The organism is Marinobacter sp. bablab_jr003 (assembly GCF_016464245.1).
In the GTDB taxonomy this organism is placed as follows: domain Bacteria; phylum Pseudomonadota; class Gammaproteobacteria; order Pseudomonadales; family Oleiphilaceae; genus Marinobacter; species Marinobacter vinifirmus.
In genome coordinates, this window is sequence record NZ_JADARC010000099.1 from 102,800 (window position 1) to 123,799 (window position 21,000).

General features: G+C 57.7%; 15 protein-coding genes and 2 tRNA genes. 9 read left to right on the forward strand and 8 right to left on the reverse strand.

Features of this window, described 5'->3' with window-relative positions; genetic code table 11:
- Nucleotides 1–45: 45 nt before the first annotated feature.
- Complete coding sequence (gene der, locus H3Z84_RS09880) at nucleotides 46–1,467, forward strand: ribosome biogenesis GTPase Der (RefSeq protein WP_022989213.1); 1,422 nt, start codon at nucleotides 46–48, stop codon at nucleotides 1,465–1,467.
- A 32-nt stretch (nucleotides 1,468–1,499) separates the two neighbouring features.
- On the opposite strand, the gene pta is transcribed toward der, so the two are convergent.
- From pta to H3Z84_RS09895, 3 genes are read right to left on the reverse strand one after another with little or no spacing between them, the layout of a single operon-like run.
- A complete protein-coding gene (pta, locus tag H3Z84_RS09885; RefSeq protein WP_199457328.1) occupies nucleotides 1,500–3,653 on the reverse strand; it encodes a phosphate acetyltransferase in 2,154 nt (717 codons plus the stop codon).
- A gap of 33 nt (nucleotides 3,654–3,686) precedes the next feature.
- Nucleotides 3,687–4,871 carry an acetate kinase gene (locus H3Z84_RS09890; protein ID WP_058340535.1) on the reverse strand — a complete coding sequence of 395 codons (1,185 nt, stop codon included), beginning with the start codon at nucleotides 4,869–4,871 and terminating at the stop codon, nucleotides 3,687–3,689.
- Between the two features lie 18 nt (nucleotides 4,872–4,889).
- Nucleotides 4,890–7,340, reverse strand: coding sequence for an EAL domain-containing protein (locus H3Z84_RS09895; RefSeq protein WP_199457329.1), 2,451 nt, complete (start codon nucleotides 7,338–7,340; stop codon nucleotides 4,890–4,892).
- A gap of 290 nt (nucleotides 7,341–7,630) precedes the next feature.
- Here H3Z84_RS09895 and H3Z84_RS17355 point away from each other — a divergent pair, with 290 nt between their 5' ends.
- Complete coding sequence (locus H3Z84_RS17355) at nucleotides 7,631–7,735, forward strand: hypothetical protein (RefSeq protein ID WP_413772289.1); 105 nt, start codon at nucleotides 7,631–7,633, stop codon at nucleotides 7,733–7,735.
- Nucleotides 7,736–7,768: 33 nt separating this feature from the next.
- Here the strand turns inward: H3Z84_RS17355 and H3Z84_RS09905 are convergent.
- From H3Z84_RS09905 to H3Z84_RS09915, 3 genes are all read right to left on the reverse strand, one after another.
- Nucleotides 7,769–7,844: transfer RNA gene (locus tag H3Z84_RS09905), tRNA-Glu, on the reverse strand.
- 87 nt (nucleotides 7,845–7,931) lie between these two features.
- Complete coding sequence (locus tag H3Z84_RS09910; protein ID WP_199457330.1) at nucleotides 7,932–8,834, reverse strand: TIGR01777 family oxidoreductase; 903 nt, start codon at nucleotides 8,832–8,834, stop codon at nucleotides 7,932–7,934.
- Nucleotides 8,835–8,881: 47 nt separating this feature from the next.
- On the reverse strand, nucleotides 8,882–9,259 hold the full coding sequence (locus H3Z84_RS09915) for a sirohydrochlorin chelatase (RefSeq protein ID WP_094625060.1): 378 nt from the start codon (nucleotides 9,257–9,259) through the stop codon (nucleotides 8,882–8,884).
- A gap of 93 nt (nucleotides 9,260–9,352) precedes the next feature.
- Between H3Z84_RS09915 and H3Z84_RS09920 the strand changes: the two genes are divergently transcribed.
- From H3Z84_RS09920 to H3Z84_RS09935, 4 genes are all read left to right on the forward strand, one after another.
- Nucleotides 9,353–9,955 (forward strand): DUF924 family protein, encoded by a 603-nt coding sequence (locus H3Z84_RS09920; protein WP_094625061.1) that lies wholly within the window; start codon nucleotides 9,353–9,355, stop codon nucleotides 9,953–9,955.
- A 94-nt stretch (nucleotides 9,956–10,049) separates the two neighbouring features.
- A tRNA-Gly gene (locus H3Z84_RS09925) sits at nucleotides 10,050–10,125 on the forward strand.
- Between the two features lie 128 nt (nucleotides 10,126–10,253).
- On the forward strand, nucleotides 10,254–11,051 hold the full coding sequence (locus H3Z84_RS09930; protein WP_199457331.1) for an MOSC domain-containing protein: 798 nt from the start codon (nucleotides 10,254–10,256) through the stop codon (nucleotides 11,049–11,051).
- A gap of 5 nt (nucleotides 11,052–11,056) precedes the next feature.
- Entirely contained in the window at nucleotides 11,057–12,985 is a 1,929-nt protein-coding gene (locus H3Z84_RS09935) for an ATP-binding cassette domain-containing protein (RefSeq protein ID WP_199457332.1), read from the forward strand.
- Nucleotides 12,986–13,005: 20 nt separating this feature from the next.
- Here H3Z84_RS09935 and H3Z84_RS09940 read toward each other — a convergent pair whose 3' ends face one another.
- A complete protein-coding gene (locus H3Z84_RS09940; RefSeq protein WP_022989223.1) occupies nucleotides 13,006–13,437 on the reverse strand; it encodes a universal stress protein in 432 nt (143 codons plus the stop codon).
- A gap of 152 nt (nucleotides 13,438–13,589) precedes the next feature.
- Entirely contained in the window at nucleotides 13,590–14,408 is an 819-nt protein-coding gene (locus H3Z84_RS09945; RefSeq protein WP_199457333.1) for a hypothetical protein, read from the reverse strand.
- Nucleotides 14,409–14,734: 326 nt separating this feature from the next.
- Here H3Z84_RS09945 and fadB point away from each other — a divergent pair, with 326 nt between their 5' ends.
- The 3 genes from fadB (at nucleotide 14,735) to topA (ending at nucleotide 20,997) form a co-directional block, all read left to right on the forward strand.
- Nucleotides 14,735–16,882 carry a fatty acid oxidation complex subunit alpha FadB gene (gene fadB, locus H3Z84_RS09950; RefSeq protein ID WP_199457334.1) on the forward strand — a complete coding sequence of 716 codons (2,148 nt, stop codon included), beginning with the start codon at nucleotides 14,735–14,737 and terminating at the stop codon, nucleotides 16,880–16,882.
- A 32-nt stretch (nucleotides 16,883–16,914) separates the two neighbouring features.
- Nucleotides 16,915–18,090 (forward strand): acetyl-CoA C-acyltransferase FadA, encoded by a 1,176-nt coding sequence (gene fadA, locus H3Z84_RS09955; protein WP_199457335.1) that lies wholly within the window; start codon nucleotides 16,915–16,917, stop codon nucleotides 18,088–18,090.
- 267 nt (nucleotides 18,091–18,357) lie between these two features.
- The gene (gene topA / locus H3Z84_RS09960) at nucleotides 18,358–20,997 is read left to right on the forward strand and encodes a type I DNA topoisomerase (protein ID WP_199457336.1); all 2,640 of its coding nucleotides are present in this window, start codon (nucleotides 18,358–18,360) and stop codon (nucleotides 20,995–20,997) included.
- Nucleotides 20,998–21,000: the final 3 nt, after the last annotated feature.

The window sequence follows — 21,000 nt, forward strand, 5'->3', positions numbered from 1 at the left end:
CCCGGCTACGGCCGGGTTTCTGTTTTATTTGCATAGCAGACCAATATGACCCCAGTAATAGCCCTGGTGGGCCGTCCAAACGTTGGCAAGTCCACCCTGTTCAACCAGATGACCCGTTCCCGGGATGCCCTTGTGGCAGATTTTCCGGGCCTCACCCGTGACAGAAAATACGGGGAAGGTCATTACGAAGGGCAGAAGTTCATTGTTATCGACACCGGCGGTCTGACTGGTGACGAAGTCGGCCTGGACGCTGAAATGGCCAGGCAGTCCCTGCAGGCTGTGGAAGAGGCCGATATCGTCCTGTTCCTGGTAGACGGCCGGGCAGGGCTGACGGCCGGTGACGAAATGATTGCTGACCATCTGCGCCGCTCCGGCAAGCAGGCGCACCTTGTGGTTAACAAAACGGACGGCCAGGATCCGGATGTTGCCGCAGCGGATTTCTACCGCCTGGGCTTTGAATCCAGCTTTACCATCGCCGCAGCCCATAACCGCGGTATCCGTACCTTGCTGGAAACCTTGCTGCCTGAACCGGTAGATCCGGAGGAGCAGGACCGGGCCGATCGTTATCCGGGTATCCGCATCGGTGTTGTGGGCCGTCCGAATGTAGGCAAGTCCACGCTGGTTAACCGGATGCTGGGTGAAGACCGGGTGGTGGTTTATGACATGCCGGGAACCACTCGGGACAGCGTATACATTCCCTACGAGCGTCACGGTGAGCAGTACACCCTGATTGATACCGCCGGGGTACGGCGCCGCAAAAACGTTCACGAAGTGGTGGAGAAGTTCTCCATCATCAAAACCCTGCAAGCCATCGACGACGCCCATGTGGTGATCCTGGTGATTGACGCCCGGGAAGGTCTGGTAGACCAGGACCTGCACCTGATCGGCTTTGTGCTGGATGCCGGCCGGTCACTGGTGATTGCCGTCAACAAATGGGACGGCATGGATCCGGAAGACCGAAGCAAGGTGAAGGAGCAGGTGGCCCGTCGCCTCGATTTCCTGGATTACGCAGACAAGTACTACATCTCGGCCCTGCATGGCACCGGCGTAGGCACGATGTACGAATCGGTGCAGGCCTGCTACGAATCTGCCATGGCGAAGTGGCCCACAAACCGCCTGACGGCAATCCTGCAGGATGCCGTAGCCCAGCATCAGCCGCCCATGGTTCATGGCCGGCGTATCAAGCTGCGTTATGCACACCAGGGCGGCTCGAACCCGCCGGTGATTGTGGTGCACGGTAACCAGGTGGATTCGCTGCCCGGGGCTTATAAACGGTATCTGGAGAACACCTTCCGCAAGGTGCTGAAAGTGGTGGGATCGCCCATCCGCTTCGAATTCAAGTCCGGTGAAAACCCGTTTGCCAACAAGGTTGACCGGCTGACACCACGGCAGAAGGTCAAGAAGGATAACGACCTGAAGAAAGGCCGCAAGATCAAGAAAACCCGGCAGAAAAGCGTTAAACGCTGATCAACCGGGCTCTCCGCACGACCGGGAGTGGCTCACGCCACTCCCGCTTCCTCTACCTGGCGCGCCTGAACGGCTGTCAGGGCAATGGTGAACACGATATCTTCCACCAGCGCACCCCGTGACAGGTCGTTCACCGGCTTTCTCAAACCCTGAAGCATCGGGCCGACGCTGACCACATTTGCGCTGCGCTGTACGGCTTTATAGGTGGTGTTGCCGGTGTTGAGATCCGGGAACACGAACACCGTGGCCTTACCGGCTACCTTGCTGTCTGGTGCCTTGGATTTGCCGACACTCTCTATCGCAGCGGCATCGTATTGCAGCGGGCCGTCGATCAGCAGGTCCGGACGACGTTCCCGGGCAATGCGGGTGGCTTCACGTACCTTGTCGACATCCTGGCCACTACCGGACTCGCCGGTGCTGTAACTGATCATGGCAACCACCGGCTCGATACCGAAGGCCTCCGCCGACTCGGCGCTCTGGATGGCGATGTCGGCCAGTTCTTCCGCGTTCGGGTCCGGGTTGATGGCACAGTCACCGTATACCAGCACCTGTTCCGGCAACAGCATGAAGAATACAGACGACACCACCTTGGCGTTGTCGTGGGTTTTGATCAGCTGCAGGGCAGGGCGCACGGTGTTTGCAGTAGTGTGGATGGCACCGGAAACCAGGCCATCGGCTTCATCCATGGCGACCATCATGGTGCCGAGCACCACGTTGTCTTCCAGCATGGCTTCTGCCATGTCTTCGGTAAGCCCCTTGTGCTTCCTGAACTCCACCATCGGTGCGATGTAGCGGTCGCGGACCGAGGCAGGATCCATCAGCTCCAGGTCTTCCGGTAACTCAAGCCCCTGTGCTGCCGCTACGGAGCGGATTTCCTGGGGATTTCCGATTAACACGCAGCGGGCCAGTTTGCGCTGGTGGCAAATAATGGCTGCGTGCACGGTACGGGGTTCGCAGCCTTCCGGCAATACGATTCGTTTATTGGCAGACCTCGCCCGCTCCGACAGCTGGTAACGGAAAGCCGGTGGCGACAGCCGGCTCTGGCGCTGAACCTTAAGGTGTTCCTGGAGCCAGTCGGTATCCACGCGGCGGGCAACCGACTCCATGGACTCCTCGATCCGTTCCGGATCATCAATCGGGATGGCGGACGACAGGCTGGCCAGCATATGGGCGGTTTCATAGGTGTTGGCATCGGAACGGAGTACCGGAAGGCCGGTATCCAGCGCCCTGCGGCACAGGTCGATGACCCGGTTGTCCGGCATCAGCCCGCCGGTAAGCATCAGGCCCGCCAGGGGCACACCGTTCAGGGCTGCCAGGGCCGTGGTCACAACGATATCTTCGCGGTCACCGGGGGTGACCATCAGGGTGCCAGGCTTCAGGGTGTCGGTCATATTCCTGATGGTGCGGGCACACACAGACACTTTCTGCACCCGGCGGCTGTGCATGTGGCCTTCGTGCAATACCGGTACCCCGAGCTCCCTTGCAACATCGGACACCCGTGGCGCCAGCAGGTGTGGCTGCCAGGGAATCTCGGCCAGCAGGTGGAAACGGCCAGACGTGAACACCTTGCAGGCCGAGCGGTAATCAATAACGTCTCCCTTCGCCGGACGGTGGTGGTCCAGGGTCATGCCGGACTTCTCCGGCGCGCCAATCTTGTTGAGGATGACGGCAATGACGTCCGGATCTGAGGGGGCGGCAAACAGGCGCGCGGAGAAATCCAGTTCCTCGTCAAGGTCAGAGGCGGAACAGCTTCTTGGTGCGCTCACCAGGATTACCTCGGAGCCCAGGTTGCGAGCCACTTCGACATTGAGTCGTGCGATGTAGGCTTCGCTCCGGTCCGGAACCAGGCCTTCGATGATAACGATATCGACCTGGTTGGCGACTTTCTGGTACTCGCCAACGACATTTTCCAGAAGCAGGTCACCCTTGCCTCGATTCAGCAGCTGCTGGGCTTCTTTCAGGGGAATCGGATCGGGTGGTTGCAGGTGGCTGCGGGCGGTGACAAACGCAGTGGAAGAATCGCGGCCGGCGTTATGGATGGCTTCGCCGCGGTGTACCGACTGGCTGAATGGCTTGTAGAAACCAACGCTCACGCCTTCACGCTCGAGGGCCCGGAGCAAGCCAAGACAAACGGAGGTCAGGCCGGATTCCATCGAGGTAGGTGCAATAAAAAGACTTTTTGCCATGGGTTGTCCTGTAAATCTGTCGGGTTCGGTCGTTCAGGCGGAGGCCAGGCGCTCGGCTTCCTGGGCAATAACCAGTTCTTCGTTGGTGGGAATCACCAGTACGGGGAACCGTGAGTCGGGGCTACTGACAAAGCCGTCGCTCATCCTGCCATGATCACGGTTCAGGCCGGTGTCCAGTTCAATTCCGAGCAGCCCCAGGTGTTTGACGGTTTCCTGTCGGATGCGGGGGCTGTTCTCACCGATACCGCCGGTAAACACCAGGGCGTCGAGTTGTGCCAGCGAGGCCGTCATGGCACCGACATAGCGGGCAAGGCGGAAACAGAACACATCGATTGCCAGTTGTGAGGGTTCGTGGCCGTGATCAGCCAGCTCGCACAGGGATCGCATATCGTTGGTTTGTCCGGACAGACCCAGCAATCCGCTGTCGTTGTTGAGCATACGGTGGGCTTCGGTGGCGCTGACGCCCCGGGTCGCCAGGTAGTCGAACAGGCCGGGATCGACGTCGCCGCTTCGGGTACCCATCACCAGGCCTTCAAGGGGCGTAAGGCCCATGCTGGTGTCAACGCTCAGGCCATCGCGAATAGCGGTAATGCTGCAGCCATTGCCCAGGTGTGCCGAGATAATCGAAGTGGTCGCCGGTGTTTTACCCAGCAGACGTGCGGCCTCCCGGGCCATAAAGTAATGACTGGTGCCGTGAAAGCCATAGCGCCGGATGCCCCATTGGGTATAGCAATGCTCGGGTAGCGCATAGCGATAAGCCCGCTCAGGCAGGGTGTGGTGGTAGGCGGTATCGAAGACGGCGGCGTGGGGGCGGTCCGGGAACAGGGCTCGCATGGCACGGATACCGGCGAGGTTGACCGGGTTGTGCAAGGGGGCCAGTTCAGCACAGGCTTCGATGGCCTGTTCGGTGGCATCATCCACCAGGACGGCTTCACGGAAGGTTTCGCCACCGTGTACAACCCGATGGCCGATAGCCTTGGGTGTGCCGGTCAGCAATTGCCGGTTCCGGAATTCATTCACCAGCGCCTGCAGGGCCTGTTCGTGACTGGCTCCGGCCGGCAGTTTCACCGGATTGTCGTCACCGGAAATCCGTGCAAAGGCATCGCTGTTGTTCAGCTTTTCGGCCAGCGCCGAAGCGATTTTCCGGTTTTTCTGATCAAAAAGTGCAAGTTTCAGGGAGGAACTGCCGCAGTTCACAACCAGTATTGATTCTTCCATGTTCTCGCCGTGTTGGTTCTAGGTGCTGGCCCGCTCGTTGGTGTCGAGCCACTGGATGAAATCCTGTTCCGGGAGCGGAGTGCTGTAGAAGTAGCCCTGAGAGTAATCGCAATGTTCATCCTTCAGGAAGTGGGTCTGGGCTTCGGCTTCGACGCCCTCTGCCACCACTTTCAGGCCAAGGCTGTGGGCCATGGTGATAATGGCGCGAACAAGCGAGGCATCGTCGTTTTCGGTCAGCACGTCCTGGATGAAGGACTTGTCGATTTTCAGGGTATCAAAGGGGTAGCTCTTGAGGTAGCTCAGAGCTGAGTAGCCGGTACCGAAATCGTCTACCGTCAGGCGGATTCCGGAACGGTCAAGCTTGCGAAGGATATCAGCGGTTTCAATGGAGTTGTCCAGAATCAGCCGTTCGGTGATTTCCAGCTCCAGCAGCTCCGGGCTCAGCCCGCTGGCGTCGAGCGCCCGCATGACGGCATCGGTAAAGCCCGGATCCCTGAATTGGCGCGGTGACACATTCACCGCCACACCGATCGGGTTTCCGGTCAGGGTTTGCCAGTTGCGGGCGGCTTTGCAGGCTTCCTGGATGACCCACTCGCCAATCGGAATGATCAGCCCGGTTTCCTCGGCCAGCGGAATGAAACGATCCGGCATCACCATACCCAGGGCAGGGTTGTTCCAGCGCAGCAGGGCTTCGGCAGACACCAGCTTGCCGGAGTGGGTATCGATGATTGGCTGGAAATAGAGTTCGAACTCGCCGAGCTCCATGGCCTTGCGCATGTAGGATTCCATCTGCAAGCGCTCGTGGGAGACCTCGGTCATTTCCGGCGTGAAGCGGGAATAGGCGCTCTTGCCCTTGTGCTTCGCTTCGTACATGGCGGCATCGGCGTGCTGGAGCAGGGTGCCACTGTTATCGGAGTCCTGTGGGAAGGTGGCGATACCAATACTGGTGGTAACGAACACTTCCTGCCCGCCCAGCATGAACGGGGTCGAGAAGGTTTGAAGGATGCGATCAGCCACCTGGCATGCGGCATCGGGGCCACTGAGGCCGGGCAGGACCACCAGGAATTCATCGCCGCCCAGGCGGGCGACGGTACTGGTGCCGCGAAGGCAGCTGGAGACCCTTTTGGAGGCTTCAATCAGCAGGGTGTCCCCGGCATCGTGGCCAAGGGTGTCGTTAATGTGTTTGAAGTTGTCCAGGTCGAGGAACATAACGCCAACCTGGGTTTCATCCCGGCGGGCCTGGGCGATAGCCAGCTTCAGGCGATCCAGTGCCAGCATGCGATTCGGCAGGCCGGTAAGCACATCGTAGTTGGCCTGGCGCAACAGTTGTTGTTCGTAGCGTTTACGGATGCTGATATCTTCACCGAGAATCAGGTAGCCGGTGGTATCGCTGTTGGAATCCTTGATGGGTGTTACCACCAGCTGTTCCCAGTAACGCTCACCATTGCGCCTCACGCTGTTCACTTCACCCTGCCAAACGCCAACCCGCTTCACCTGCAGCCGTATTGCCTGCCACAGGTGCCACGCTTCCCGGCTGTTCATGGATTGGTCCACCAGTGCGGACGGGTGTTTGCCGATGATGTCGTCCTGGGTGTAGCCGGTGAGCTGGCTGAATTTCTGGTTGGCGTATTCGATGTGCCACTGCCGGTCGCAGATCAGCACAGAAGAGGGGCTCTGTTCGATGGCCTGGGAGAACTTCAGGATATCGGCAGCGTCCCGCTCACGGCGTGCCACATCTTCGTTCAGCCGCTCACGCATCTCGTTGATGGCGTCTGTTACCAGGCCCAGTTCGTCCCGGCGATTGCCCGGGGTGTCCGGCCGTTCCAGTTTGAGCGGCCGCGACAGGGTTTTCAGGGAAAGATCGCGGGTGTAACCGGCCATGGCGGTCAGGTGCCGGGTAACCAGGTGGCGGAAAATCCAGAGAATGAGGATGGAAATAAAGAAAATAGTGAAGAACTGGGTGGCAATGATGACGCCCACCCGGTGCCTGAGATCCTGGTATACCCGCTCCAGTCCGGCGGTGATGGTAATTCGGCCAAGGTTGAAAGGTTCGTCATCCCGGTAAACCAGGTCAAAGCTGTGGCTGAGCAAGTCGCCGCGGGGGCTTTGCCCCATGACCAGTTCGGAACCCGGCTCTATGCGCAGGCGCAGGTGATCAATATCGGGCAGGCTGAGAATGCCCTCCATCTGGGTTTGCAGGGATTTCTGGTCAAGGGCCCAGAGGCTGCGGGCAAGGCTGGAAGAGTAGCCTGCTTCGATCACATCGAGCCTTTGCTGGATTTTGTGGAGGTCCTGGCGGTAGTCCGAATAGATCTGTATGCCGGACGCCAGCAAAGTAAAGGCCGAGCTGAAGAGAAGGATCCATGCCAGGAGCCTGATAGAGAGAGGAGAGGCCGTACGAATACGTTTCAGACGTGTCGTAATGTCTGGCATTTCAGTGACCAGGCCACCTTGTGAAGTATCTGACATAACCAGGCGCTGCAAACCGTGTTGTGATTTGGGCGTTAACCCAGCTTCCCTGCAAACGACTATAGCAACAGTTTATGACAACTGCCCTGCAAACTCAGGATAAATCGGAAGAATTGCCGGAAGAAGTCTCAGTTTGACACTTATTGCAACGGTGTTTCGGGCTTGATGCAGGTCAAGATGGTGTGGGCGGTAGGGGCGTAACCTGAGCTTAGTCAAGTTCGGAATCAAACAGGAGAACGGCCATGTATATGGACGCTGTAGTAATCGCAGGTATCGTAACAGTGTTGCTGATGATCGGATTTTTCGTAGGCGTTGGTGTCTTCATCATGAAAGATCAGAAGCACCACGGTGCGAAGGGTGCCGCCAAGCATCATCATGGAAGCCATGGCGGATAGCACCTTCGGGTGCTATCAAAGCTTGGGAAAAATTGGCGTCCCCTAGGGGGTTCGAACCCCTGTTGCCGCCGTGAAAGGGCGGAGTCCTAGGCCACTAGACGAAGGGGACGCAACGTTTTCAAAAGCTTGCCTCGTCGAGGTGGCGCGTATATTAAGTAAGGGCCTTGGGCCTGTCAACGCTTTTTTTCAAAAAAATTCACTTCACGCTGTCTTGCAGGGCATCCGCTAACTCCGGGTACTTGAACCGGAATCCTTCTTTTTCCAGCCTTGCCGGAACCGCTCGTTGGCCGGTGAGCAACAGCCAGGCCATTTCCCCCAGCATCAACTGTAATGCGAATGCAGGCGCAGGCAGTATCGCGGGCCGGCTCAGCACCCGTGCCAGCGCCATGGTAAATTCAGCATTTGTTACAGGTGCAGGGCTGACTACATTATAGGGGCCGCGAGCCTGTTCGTTTTCCAGCATCCAGATCAGGGCGGCGACAACGTCGTCTCTGTGCACCCAGGGCATATACTGGCGACCACTTCCAAGCTTGCCGCCCAGCCCCAGTTTGAAGGGCAGCAGCATTCGCTGCAGAAAACCTCCACCGGAGCCCGCTACCACGCCTGTACGGGACAGGCATACCCGTACACCGAGTTTCTCCGCCTCCAGAGCTGCCTGCTCCCAATCGCGGCAAAGCTCGTGGGTAAACTCGATATTGGGTGAGGTCTCTTCGGTAACTAATTGATCACCCTGATTTCCGTAAACACCTACCGCAGAGCCGGATACGAGTACCCCGGGTCTGGTCGCCCAGCTTTCCATGGCGCTGACCAGGTCATGGGTCAGTGCAATTCGGCTGTCCCTGAGGGCTTGTTTTCGTTTGTCGGACCAGCGCTTGTCTGCAATGCCTTCGCCGGCCAGGTTGATGACCGCATCAAAGCCGGGGCCACCGGAAGTCTGCCCAAGGTCGCCAATTACCTGAACGGGGCCACAAAGGTCCTTGACGATGTTGGGTGCCTGTCGGCTCAGCACTGTCAGTGACCAGCCCCGGCTGGCCAGTTCCCGGCAAAGTACCTGGCCAATGAAGCCGGTACCGCCGGTTATCAGAATTCGCTTTTCCATGTCGCTTCCCTCAATGCCAGCCATGCCAGCCATGCCAGACCGGGTGATCAGACTGCAGCGCGGCCCAGTTCGTCCTGGACAACATCCCGGATGGCTTCACCCAGATGCGGGTTCTGTCCAATAGGGTCTGCCAGCCGGATCTCTACACCGTGCTGTTTCTCGAGCTCTTCAATCATGGCCGGGACGTCTTTGCGTAAATGCCGGCCCGCAGCCAGGAACAACGGAACGATGGTAAAGCTGGTGGCGCCGCTTTCCTTGCCCCGGGCAACAATCGTCTCCAGGGAAGGCTCGGCCAGCTCCATATAGGCAATGGACGAGTCTTCGACTGACTCGAGGGTAGGCTTGGCCAGTTGCTCAAAGGTATCGCACCAGCGCTGGTCGCTGCTGCCGTGAGCCAGCAGAATAATGCGGTGAGGATTTGCCATGAGGTCTCCGGAATGATCAGATGGATTGGCTGATACGTAATGACTGCAAAGTTATACGATGCTGTTGCCCTAAATGTATCAGGGAGTGGTTAAATGTTCGATTGGAAAGAGCTTTTGGATTACTGGTTTGGCCCCCTGGATGAGCAGGGCCTGCCGGATGCATTTCATCGTAACCGCTGGTTCCGGTCTGACAGAAAGTTCGACCAGGAGATTCGCCGACGCTTTTTGTCCCTGGTTTTGTTTGCCTCCGAGGAGGGGCTGGAGCACTGGCGTACAGCTGCCGGCGGAGCCCTGGCGGAAATCCTGTTGCTGGACCAGTTTACCCGGAATATCTTCCGGGGCGCTGCGCTGGCTTTCGAGCACGATCGCCTGGCCAGACAATTGTGCCGGCGGGCGATGGACCAGGGCCAGGATGTTCAGTTACCGGCGGTTCAACGCGCCTTTCTGTATATGCCGTTACAGCACTCCGAGAAGATCAAGGACCAGGAATTGTCGGTGGAGTGCTATCGGCAGTTGGCGGCAAGCCACAACGGCTTGCTGGGAGATTTTCTTGAGAGCTTCCTGCAGTCAGCCCGGGACCATCACGACATCATTGCTCGGTTTGGCCGCTTTCCCCACCGTAACCGTGCCCTCGGGCGTAAGTCTACGGAGCAGGAGCTGGAATATCTGGAGGGAGGGCGGAGGTTTGGCCAATAATCCGCTTTCATAATTTCTTAAAAAAACTGTTGACGCGCTGCGATCGATCAGTAGAATACGCAGCCGTTGAGAGGCAACGCCCTCACAAAGATCTGCGGGAATAGCTCAGTTGGTAGAGCACAACCTTGCCAAGGTTGGGGTCGCGAGTTCGAATCTCGTTTCCCGCTCCAGATTCCAAAAAACCCGACCCCAGTGTCGGGTTTTTTGCTTTCAGGCTCCGGATAACTCCCCTTTCTATTGTCTGTGTCAGCTATACTCGGCATCCTCATTTTTAAACTGATCTGTGCGAGCGCTCAAGATGAAGGTGCAGTCACTTTACCTGTATCCCGTAAAATCCCTGGCAGGTGTCGAAGTTCCAGGTTTTGAGCTGGACGATTTCGGCCCGAAAGGGGATCGCCGCTGGATGATCGTGGACGATCAGAACCGGTTTGTAACCCAGCGGCAGGTGCCAAGGCTTGCCCTGGTCAGTGCGGTGATGAGCGATGATGCGGTAGAGGTGCAGATTCCGGATCAGGGGCGTTTTTCCCTGGTGCCGCAGGAGGAGCAGGTTCGGGTCGTGGTCTGGCGTGATACCGCCGATGCCCTGATGGGTGACCCTGCAGCAAGTGCGGCGTTAAGTGAGTTCTGTGGTGTCCCGCTTCGCTTTGTCTATATGCCCGATTCCAGTTTTCGCCGGGTCGATCCGGAGCGGGTCGCCGATAACCGGCGTGTGGGCTTTGCCGACGGCTTTCCGTTTCTGCTCGCCAATCAGGCGTCACTGGATGAGCTGAACACCCGTCTGACACAGCCAGTATCCATGACACGGTTCCGGCCCAATATTGTTATACAGGGCGTGCCGGCATGGGCCGAGGATAACTGGCGATCCCTGCTTATCGGGTCTGCAGGATTTCAGGTCGTTAAACCCTGTTCCCGGTGTGTGCTGACGACCGTAGATCCCGAGACGGGTATCAAAGATGCCGGAACCGAGCCCCTGAGAACGCTTTCTACCTACCGTAAAACGCCTGATGGTGTAATCTTCGGCCAGAATGCCATTCATTTAAGCAGTGGCAGGGTCTCGGTCGGAGACCGTGTTGCCATTTCCCAACAGGAGTCGTGAACAAGGTGCCCTTACTGAACCTGGATAAAATTTCCCTTTCTTTCGGCATGCATCCCTTGCTGGATGAGGCCTCGCTGACCATCGAACCGGGTGAGCGGGTGTGTCTGTTAGGGAGAAATGGCGAAGGTAAATCGACGCTCCTGAAAATCGTCAGCGGTGATGTGACTCCTGATGGAGGCATTGTTCGCCTGGAAGAGGGCTCGGTGCTGGCGGTATTGCCCCAGAACCTGCCGTCTGGCGACACCCGCACCGCCTACGATGTGGTGGCTTCGGCGTTTCCGGAAACCGGCGAGTTGCTGGCGGAGTTTCACTGCTTGTCCCAGCAGGCAGATGAAGCCAGCCTGGACCGGATGATGAAGGTTCAGGAGCGCCTCGAGAGCCTGGATGGCTGGCGCCTGGACCAGAAGGTCACCACGATCCTGGCCCAGTACGGCGTAGATCCGGACCGTACGCTCAATACCTTGTCTGGCGGCTGGCAGCGCCGGGTTTTGCTGGCAAGGGCGTTGGTGGCAGAGCCGGACATCCTGTTACTGGATGAGCCAACCAACCATCTTGATGTGCCCGCGATTGCCTGGCTGGAAGAGGCTCTGGGCCAGTTTCGGGGTGCCATGCTGTTTGTCAGCCATGACCGGGCCTTTATCCGGCGCATGGCGACCCGCGTAGTCGAGCTGGACCGGGGGCAGTTGATCAGTTTTGCGGCCAACTATGACAAGTACCTGGAGCTGAAAGAAAAGGCGCTGGAAGATGAAGAGCGCCAGAACGCCTTGTTCGACAAGCGCCTGAAACAGGAAGAGGCGTGGATCCGGCAGGGCATCAAGGCCCGCAGAACCCGCAATATGGGCCGTGTAAGGGCGCTCAGGGCCATGCGGGAAGAACATCGCCAGCGCCGGGTTCGCGGTGGCACTGCCAATTTCTCAGTCGAAGAGGCGGCCCGTTCCGGCAAGCTGGTGGCTGAAGCCCGGCAGGCAGGCTTTGCCTACCCGGGCAGTGAGCCGGTTATCCGGGATATGACGCTGACCATTCTGCGAGGCGACAAGATCGGCCTGGTGGGGGAGAACGGAACCGGCAAGACCACGCTGGTGCGATTGCTGCTGGGTGAGCTTGAGCCTACCGAGGGTAGCATCCGGCTGGGCACCAATCTGCAGGTGGCGTACTTCGATCAGCTGCGGGGTGAGCTGGACCTGGAAAGCAACGCTCTGGATAACCTGGCCGAGGGCCGGGAATTTATCGATATCAACGGCCAAAGCAAACACGTTCTGGGTTACCTGCAGGAGTTCCTGTTCACCCCGGAACGTGCCCGTTCGCCGGTCAGTGTTTTCTCGGGTGGTGAGCGAGCCCGTCTGTTGCTGGCCAAGCTGTTCAGCAAGCCTGCCAACATCCTGGTTCTGGACGAACCAACCAACGACCTGGATGTGGAAACCCTGGAACTGCTTGAAGAACAGCTCTCGGAGTTCAAGGGTACGGTGATTGTGATCAGTCACGACCGGGAATTCCTGGATAACGTGGTCACCGACACCATCTTCCTGGATGGCACCGGTCGGGTGCGCGAGTTCGTTGGCGGTTACAGCGATTGGCGCCGGCAAGGCGGGGTTTTTCCGGCGGAGTCTTCCGGCAGTCGGCCGGACAAACAGGATAAGCGGGAAAAGACAGAGGCAAAGACAAAGAAGCCTGAGGCTTCTGCCGGTCCGTCAGCAAAGTCCAAACCGGTGAAACTGAGTTACAAGCTCAAGCTCGAACTGGAGCAGTTACCGGGTAAAATCGAGGCTTTGGAGCAGGAAGTGGCGGAGTTTCAGCAAGCGATCTCCGCGCCGGATTTTTATTCCGGAGATCCGGAGAAGGTTTCGAAGACACTGGAGCAGTTGTCTGACGCAGAAGCCCGCCTTGAGCAGGTCATCGAGCGCTGGATGGAGCTGGAAGAGCAGGCGGGGCAGTAGCAGCCCCGCCATCGCCTTTATCAGTGAATGCGCACTGCCAGAACGTCACATTCTGTGCCGTGCAGCACGCCATTGGCGGTAGAGCCCAACAGCAGCTGGAAACCTTTGCGTCCGTGGCTACCGACAATCACCAGGTCCACTCCCTGTTCCTTCACCAGCCGGTGAATTTCAGATTCCGGACGGCCAACAGTCACAATCTGGCTGTCCTTGGCCACGCCATATTGCTCGCCATATTGCCCAAGCTGGTCGTGGGCGGCCTTGTCCAGCTGATCCTGCAATTCAGAAAGATCCATGGGGATGTCGCCGCCATAGGCATAGCCGACAGGCTCCACAACGTGAACCAGCAACAGCTCCGCCGCCTGTGACTCGGCAATGGACTTGGCTTTGTTAAGGACCTGCGGTGCTTCTTCGGTCAGGTCGATGGCAACCAGAACTTTTTTGTAGGTGGACATGGGGTCTTGCTCCTTCGCGCTGGGAAATGATCCTGAGTGACTCTGGATTGTATATCAATCAAGTGTATAGCCATTCTGACCGGCATCAAGCGGAAAGGGAAGTTTTTGGCCGGCGGGCAATGAGTTAACCCGGCCGGCCAGCCAGGCAGGAATCAGGCGTTATTGCGGAGCATTACAATGGCGTCGTCCAGGCCCTGGATAATGCCTTTGGAGTAACGGTCAATGATAAAGCTGACGTTGTTATCGTTGTAGTTGATGTAGGAACCGCGAATGAACTGCCATTTGGCGGCCACATCATCGAGGGCAGTTTTCAGTTCGCCGGTCGCTGAACCGGAGCGCGCCTGCGCCAGAAGCTCGTCAAACATCAGCGCCTGCTGGTCGAGAGATACTTCATTGGCGGCGCCCTGGAACGTCTGGGAGACAGAAGAGTGGGTACGGGCGGCGTAGCGGGCCATCATCTGAGCCATCAGCACTGCCGCTGAGCGCGCCGATTCCACTTGCGGACTGGTTTCGGTTCCGCTGCTTTCCCTGGCGAGGTCGTAAAGCTCTGTGGCGGTATCGTTCATCGACTGCCCCTGATTGGCGAGCTCGGCCATCAGGCGCAGGTCAGGGTAACCGCGATCCCGTACTTCGTTGATGTTGCTGCGCATCAGGTCCTTGAAGCTGTCGAAGGACCGGTTCAGTTCCTCGACCTGTTCGTCTGAAAGCACGCCACTGTTGCTGCCGACCACAGAGTTCATGGCGTCGTTGGCGCTATTGATTCCAACCACGACACGGTTGAGCAATTCGGTGTCGGAGGTTGCGCTGAAGGCGTAGAAGGCGTCCAGCGCCAGGTAGTTGTTGATGCGGAAATCATGAAGGTCTGCGAGGAACTCGTTACCGGATTCCTGTGCCTTGGCGCCGAACGCGGTAAAGGACAACAGGATCAGGGCTGCCAGAAGTGAGCGGATTCGCAGGTGGGCGTCTTTCATCGGATCAGTCTCCGTAATGCCGTTTTATTATTGTGGACTAAAGTCTCAGCTCGAAGTTAAAGTAACTACGCAGCCTAATCAACTAATTTCCGGCTGTTACCGGTACCACTTCACTTTTTTATCAAGAGTTTCTCCGGGTTCCCTGCAGAAACAAATTGACAAACGCTCCGTTTTTTTCCATCGTGTGGCCTCACGATTCAAACGACTGTATGAATTTTGGATCGGAAGATCGGGCAGTGACCGAAATCTCGCTGCACAAACAGCCGGCCCGGCAGCTATTGTCAGCCGGTTGTCAGCAGTTCCAAACACAGACTGGAGATCAGTTGATGATTTACGAAGGTAAAGCCATCACGGTTAAAGAGATCGAAGGCGGGATCGCTCAGTTGAACTTTGACTTGCAGGGCGAGTCAGTCAACAAGTTCAACCGTCTCACCATCGAAGAGCTGGGCGCCGCAGCTGAAGCACTCAAATCCCAGAAAAACCTCAAGGGCCTGGTTGTTACCAGTTCCAAGGACAGCTTTATTGTCGGTGCCGATATCACCGAGTTTACCGAGCTGTTTGCAGGTTCCGAAGAAGCTCTCGTGGCCAACAGCATGAAGGCCAACGAAGTATTCAACGCCATTGAAGACCTGCCGTTCCCGACCGTTACCGCGATTAACGGTATCGCTCTGGGTGGTGGCTTCGAAATGTGCCTTTCCACCGACTACCGGGTTATGGCTCCCAAGGCCAAGGTAGGTCTGCCGGAAGTGAAGCTGGGTATCTTCCCGGGCTTCGGCGGTACTGTTCGCCTGTCCCGCCTGGTGGGTGTGGATAACGCGGTTGAGTGGATTGCCGGTGGTACTGAAAACCGCGCTGATGCCGCTCTGAAAGTGGGCGCTGTTGATGCCGTGGTTGAAGCCGACAAGCTGGTCGACGCAGCCGTTGCCATTATCAATCAGTGCAACGAAGGCAAGCTGGACAACCTGGCGCGCCGTGAAGAGAAGAAAGGCAAGATCAAGCTCAATGCCATGGAAAGCATGATGGCGTTCGAGATTTCCAAGGCGTTCGTGGCCGGCAAGGCTGGCAAGAACTATCCGGCGCCGGTGGAAGCCATCAAGACCATGCAGAAGCATGCCGGCATGACTCGCGACAAGGCGATCGAAGTAGAAGCCAAGGGCTTCGCCAAGATGGCCAAGACCAACGTTGCCGCGTGTCTGGTTGGTCTGTTCCTGAACGACCAGGCCCTGAAGAAGAAAGCCAGTGCCTGGGAAAAAGAAGCCTCTGATGTGAACCTGGCTGCCGTACTGGGCGCCGGTATCATGGGTGGCGGTGTAGCTTTCCAGTCGGCGCTGAAAGGCACCCCGATTGTTATGAAGGACATCAACCAGGACGGCATCAAGCTGGGCCTGAGTGAAGCCAAGAAGCTGCTGTCCAAGCGTGTCGCCAAGGGCAAGATGGACGCTGGCCAGATGGGCGACGTTCTGAACAACATCACGCCGACCCTGAACTACGGTGATTTCAAGAACGTAGACCTGGTTGTTGAAGCGGTTGTTGAAAACCCGAAGGTGAAAGATGCCGTTCTGCGTGAGACCGAAGATGCGGTTCGCGAAGACGCCATCCTGACGTCCAACACCTCTACCATCTCCATCAACCTTCTGGCCAAGAACCTGAAGCGTCCGGAGAACTTCTGCGGCATGCACTTCTTCAACCCGGTACACATGATGCCGCTGGTTGAGGTTATCCGTGGCGAGAAGACCAGTGACCGCGCTATCGCGACCACCGTTGCCTACGCCAAGGCCATGGGCAAGACCCCGATCGTGGTTAACGATTGCCCGGGCTTCCTGGTTAACCGTGTTCTGTTCCCGTACTTCGGCGGCTTTGCTGCGCTGGTGCGTGACGGTGCCGATTTCCAGAAGATCGACAAGGTGATGGAAAAGTTCGGCTGGCCCATGGGCCCGGCCTACCTGCTCGACGTAGTGGGCATGGACACTGCCAAGCACGCCAACGAAGTGATGGCAGACGGCTTCCCGGATCGCATGAAGGCCGACTTCAAGTCTGCCATCGACGTGATGTTCGAGAACGACCGTTACGGCCAGAAGAACGACAAGGGCTTCTACAAGTACGAAGAAGACAAGAAGGGCAAGCCGAAGAAGGTTGTCGACGAAGAGACCTACAAGCTGATCGAGCCTGTGGTTAACGGCAGCAAGGACTTCGACGAAGAAGACATCATCGCCCGTATGATGATTCCTCTGTGCCTGGAAACCGTTCGCTGCCTGGAAGACAACATTGTTGAAGACCCGGCCGATGCAGACATGGGCCTGATCTACGGTATCGGTTTCCCTCCGTTCCGTGGTGGTGCCCTGCGCTACATCGACGACATGGGCGTCGACAAGTTCGTCGAACTGGCAGACAAGTATGCAGATCTTGGCCCGCTGTACGCGCCGACCGAGAAGCTGCGTGAAATGGCCAAGACTGGCAAGAAGTTCTTTGGCTAACCCTAACGAGATTTCCGAACGGAGAAAGATCTATGAGCCTTAATCCGAGAGACGTTGTCGTCGTCGATTGCGTGCGGACTCCGATGGGTCGTGCCAAAAACGGCTGTTTCCGCAACGTTCGCGCCGAGACTCTGTCTGCTGCGCTGATTGAAGCACTGTTTGAGCGCAACCCGAAGCTCGATCCGAAAGAAGTAGAAGACGTAATCTGGGGCTGTGTAAACCAGACTAAAGAGCAGGGCTTTAACGTGGCGCGGCAGATTTCCCTGCTGACCCGTATCCCGCACGAGTCTGCTGCCCAGACCGTTAACCGTCTGTGTGGTTCCGCCATGAACGCCATCCACACTGCCGCCCAGGCGATTCAGACCGGTAACGGTGACGTGTTCATGGTAGGCGGTGTCGAGCACATGGGCCACGTACCCATGACTGCCGGCTTCGACCACAACCCGGCTGCGTCCAAGTACTCTGCAAAAGCGTCCAACATGATGGGCCTGACTGCAGAAATGCTGGCGAAAATGCACGGTATTACCCGCGAGCAGCAGGATGAGTTCGGTGCCCGTTCCCATCGCCTGGCCCACGAAGCGACTGTTGAAGGCCGCTTCAAGAACGAAATCGTTCCGATTGAAGGCCACGACGAAAACGGCTTTGTGAAGCTGATCGAAGAAGACGAGACCATTCGTCCGGAAACGACCGCTGAGTCCCTGGGCCAGCTGCGTCCGGCGTTTGATCCGAAGAACGGTACCGTAACTGCCGGTACGTCTTCCCAGCTGACCGATGGCGCGGCTGCCATGGTACTGATGTCCGCTGAGCGGGCAGAAGCACTGGGTCTGACCCCGATTGCCAAGATCCGCAGCATGGCTGTTGCTGGCTGTGATCCCGCAATCATGGGCTACGGCCCGGTTCCGGCCACCAAGAAGGCACTGAAGCGTGCAGGCCTGAAAGTTGAAGATATCGACTTCTGGGAACTGAACGAAGCCTTCGCAGGCCAGTCCCTGCCGGTCCTGAAAGACCTGAAACTGCTGGGTGTTATGGAAGAGAAGGTTAACCTGAACGGCGGCGCGATTGCCCTTGGCCATCCGCTGGGCTGCTCCGGTGCCCGTATCTCCACCACACTGCTGAATATCATGCAGGCCAAAGGCGGTAAGCTTGGTGTATCCACCATGTGTATCGGCCTGGGTCAGGGCATTGCCACTGTGTGGGAGCGCCTCTGATCGGTTAGTCCGGATCAGTAACGCTCAATCAGGAGGCCCGGCAATTCGCCGGGCCTTCCTGTTTCAGGGATTGTAAAACGGCCCGGAAATCCCAAAAAACGGTGACTGAAATCAAAGAATGGGTTGTTTTGCCATTCTTGACCCTGTAAAACAGTGAGCCTATACACAATGGCAGCCCCTGTGTTTTCCAGTTGCCTGATTTTTATGCGAGTTTACGGTTCTGTCCAGAACTTGACCGATTGATCGCCAAGGATACAGATCTCCGATATGGGTAAAAGTCTCGTTATTGTCGAGTCTCCAGCGAAAGCGAAGACCATCAACAAGTACCTGGGCTCGGATTTTATAGTTAAGTCCAGTGTTGGCCACATTCGTGACCTGCCAGTCAGTGGCAGTGGTAGCCAGTCAGACCCGAAAGAGCGCGCCAGGCAGGCCGCTGCCACCCGCAAGATGAGCCCGGACGAAAAAGCCGAGCACAAGAAGCGTAAGGCCCGTGAACAGCTGGTTGCCCGCATGGGGGTGAATCCCGATAGCGACTGGAGCGCCCGTTACGAGATCCTGCCCGGTAAGGAAAAGGTCGTCAGCGAGCTAAAGCGCCTGGCCAAGAATGCCGACCACATCTATCTGGCAACGGATTTGGACAGGGAAGGGGAAGCCATCGCCTGGCACCTTCAGGAGACCATTGGCGGCGAGCCGGAAAAGTATCGCCGCGTGGTGTTCAACGAAATTACCAAGCGGGCCATCCAGGAAGCGTTCAAGGACCCCGGTGAGCTGGATAACAACCGGGTAAATGCCCAGCAGGCGCGCCGGTTCCTGGATCGCGTTGTGGGTTACATGGTTTCGCCGCTGCTCTGGGCCAAGATTGCCCGGGGCCTGTCTGCTGGCCGGGTTCAGTCGGTTGCCGTGCGCCTGATCGTTGAGCGTGAGCGGGAAATCCGCAAGTTCGTGCCGGAGGAATTCTGGCAGCTGCACGCAGACCTGACCGCAGAAGGAACCAGGGACCCGGTTCGGTTCGAGGTTACCCGCTACAACGACAAGCCCTACCGTCCGGTTAATGATGTTCAGAGCAAGGAACATGTTGACCGTCTGAAAGCCGGTAGCTTCAAGGTGGCCAAGCGGGAAGACAAGCCAACCCGTTCACGGCCCTCTGCTCCCTTTATTACCTCGACACTGCAGCAGGCGGCGAGCAACCGCATGGGCTTCAGTGTCAAGAAAACCATGATGCTGGCCCAGCGCCTGTACGAGGCGGGCTACATCACCTACATGCGTACAGACTCCACCAACCTGAGCCAGGATGCCGTAACCGGCTGTCGCGAGTTTATTCAGAAACAGTTCGGTGATCGCTACCTGCCTGAGAAGCCCCGCGTGTACGGTAGCAAGGAAGGCGCCCAGGAGGCCCACGAGGCCATCCGGCCTACTGACGTATCCCGCAGGCCTACCGATATCAGTGGCCTGGAAATGGATGCGGAGAAGCTTTACGACCTGATCTGGCGCCAGTTTATCGCCTGCCAGATGGCGGATGCCGAATTCCTCAGCACCTCCATCGTTGTGGCCAATGGTGACTACGAACTGCGTACCCGTGGTCGCATCGTCAAGTTCGAAGGTTTCCTGAAAGCTGCGCCCCAGTCAGCCAAGAAAGACGAAGACGTGGCGCTGCCAGACATCAAGGTAGATCAGCCCCTGGATCTCAAGAAGCTGGATCCGACCCAGCATTTCACCAAGCCTTCGCCGCGCTATACCGAAGCCAGCCTGGTCAAGGAACTGGAAAAGCAGGGCATTGGCCGTCCTTCTACCTACGCATCCATTATTTCCACCATCCAGGATCGTGGTTACGTGCGGCTTCAGAACCGCCGTTTTTACGCCGAGAAGATGGGCGAGATTGTTACCGAACGGCTGGCAGAATCTTTCCCGAACCTGATGGATTACGATTTTACCGCACGCCTGGAAGGCGAGCTGGACGAGATTGCCGAAGGCGACGTTCAGTGGAAGAAGGTGCTGAACGACTTCTACGCCAAGTTTCGTAACCAGCTCGAAAGTGCGGAAAAGACCGACGGCGGCATGCGGGCCAATACACCCACGGAAACCGACATTCCTTGCCCCAGTTGCGGCCGTAATATGCAGATCCGGGTAGCCAGCACCGGGGTATTCCTGGGCTGTTCCGGCTATTCATTACCGCCCAAGGAGCGTTGCAAGACTACCATTAACCTGGTGTCTGGCGACGAAGTGGTCAGTGCCGATGAAGACGTGGAAGGCGAGGGCGAAACCCGCCTGCTGCGCATGAAGCGCCGCTGTCCGAAATGCGGCACGGCCATGGACAGCTACCTGGTTGATGAAAAGCGCAAGCTGCACGTGTGCGGTAACAACCCCGACTGCTCCGGCTACGAAGTGGAAGAGGGAAGTTTCCGCATCAAGGGCTACGACGGCCCTACGCTGGAATGCGACAAGTGTGGTTCCGAAATGCAGCTGAAAACCGGCCGTTTCGGCAAGTACTTTGGCTGTACCAACAGCGAGTGCAAGAACACCCGCAAACTGCTGAAGAACGGCGAGCCTGCGCCCCCCAAAATGGACCCGGTGCCCATGCCGGAGCTGCAGTGCCAGAAGGTAGACGACACCTACGTGCTGCGTGACGGTGCCTCCGGCCTGTTCCTGGCGGCCAGCAAATTCCCGAAAAACCGGGAAACCCGGCCACCGCTGGTGATGGAGATCAAACCGCACCGCAAGGAAATCGACCCGAAATACGATTACCTGATGGACGCCCCGGAGAAAGACCCCGAGGGTAACCCGACGGTGATCCGCTACAGCCGGAAGTCGAAAGAGCAGTACGTTATGTCGGAACAGGATGGCAAGGCCACCGGCTGGTCCGCCTGGTACGAAAACGGCCGCTGGGTGCCTCGGGACAAGAAGAAGTGATTC

Coding starts and splice junctions, on each gene's coding strand:
- H3Z84_RS09910 (WP_199457330.1), bottom strand. CDS start 8,834: ATGGAAAAGCGAATTCTGATAACCGGCGGTACCGGCTTCATTGGCCAG.
- H3Z84_RS09930 (WP_199457331.1), top strand. CDS start 10,254: ATGAAGGTGCAGTCACTTTACCTGTATCCCGTAAAATCCCTGGCAGGT.
- fadB (WP_199457334.1), top strand. CDS start 14,735: ATGATTTACGAAGGTAAAGCCATCACGGTTAAAGAGATCGAAGGCGGG.
- H3Z84_RS09940 (WP_022989223.1), bottom strand. CDS start 13,437: ATGTCCACCTACAAAAAAGTTCTGGTTGCCATCGACCTGACCGAAGAA.
- H3Z84_RS09890 (WP_058340535.1), bottom strand. CDS start 4,871: ATGGAAGAATCAATACTGGTTGTGAACTGCGGCAGTTCCTCCCTGAAA.
- H3Z84_RS09895 (WP_199457329.1), bottom strand. CDS start 7,340: ATGTCAGATACTTCACAAGGTGGCCTGGTCACTGAAATGCCAGACATT.
- H3Z84_RS09945 (WP_199457333.1), bottom strand. CDS start 14,408: ATGAAAGACGCCCACCTGCGAATCCGCTCACTTCTGGCAGCCCTGATC.
- H3Z84_RS09920 (WP_094625061.1), top strand. CDS start 9,353: ATGTTCGATTGGAAAGAGCTTTTGGATTACTGGTTTGGCCCCCTGGAT.
- H3Z84_RS09915 (WP_094625060.1), bottom strand. CDS start 9,259: ATGGCAAATCCTCACCGCATTATTCTGCTGGCTCACGGCAGCAGCGAC.
- H3Z84_RS17355 (WP_413772289.1), top strand. CDS start 7,631: ATGATCGGATTTTTCGTAGGCGTTGGTGTCTTCATCATGAAAGATCAG.
- der (WP_022989213.1), top strand. CDS start 46: ATGACCCCAGTAATAGCCCTGGTGGGCCGTCCAAACGTTGGCAAGTCC.
- pta (WP_199457328.1), bottom strand. CDS start 3,653: ATGGCAAAAAGTCTTTTTATTGCACCTACCTCGATGGAATCCGGCCTG.
- fadA (WP_199457335.1), top strand. CDS start 16,915: ATGAGCCTTAATCCGAGAGACGTTGTCGTCGTCGATTGCGTGCGGACT.
- topA (WP_199457336.1), top strand. CDS start 18,358: ATGGGTAAAAGTCTCGTTATTGTCGAGTCTCCAGCGAAAGCGAAGACC.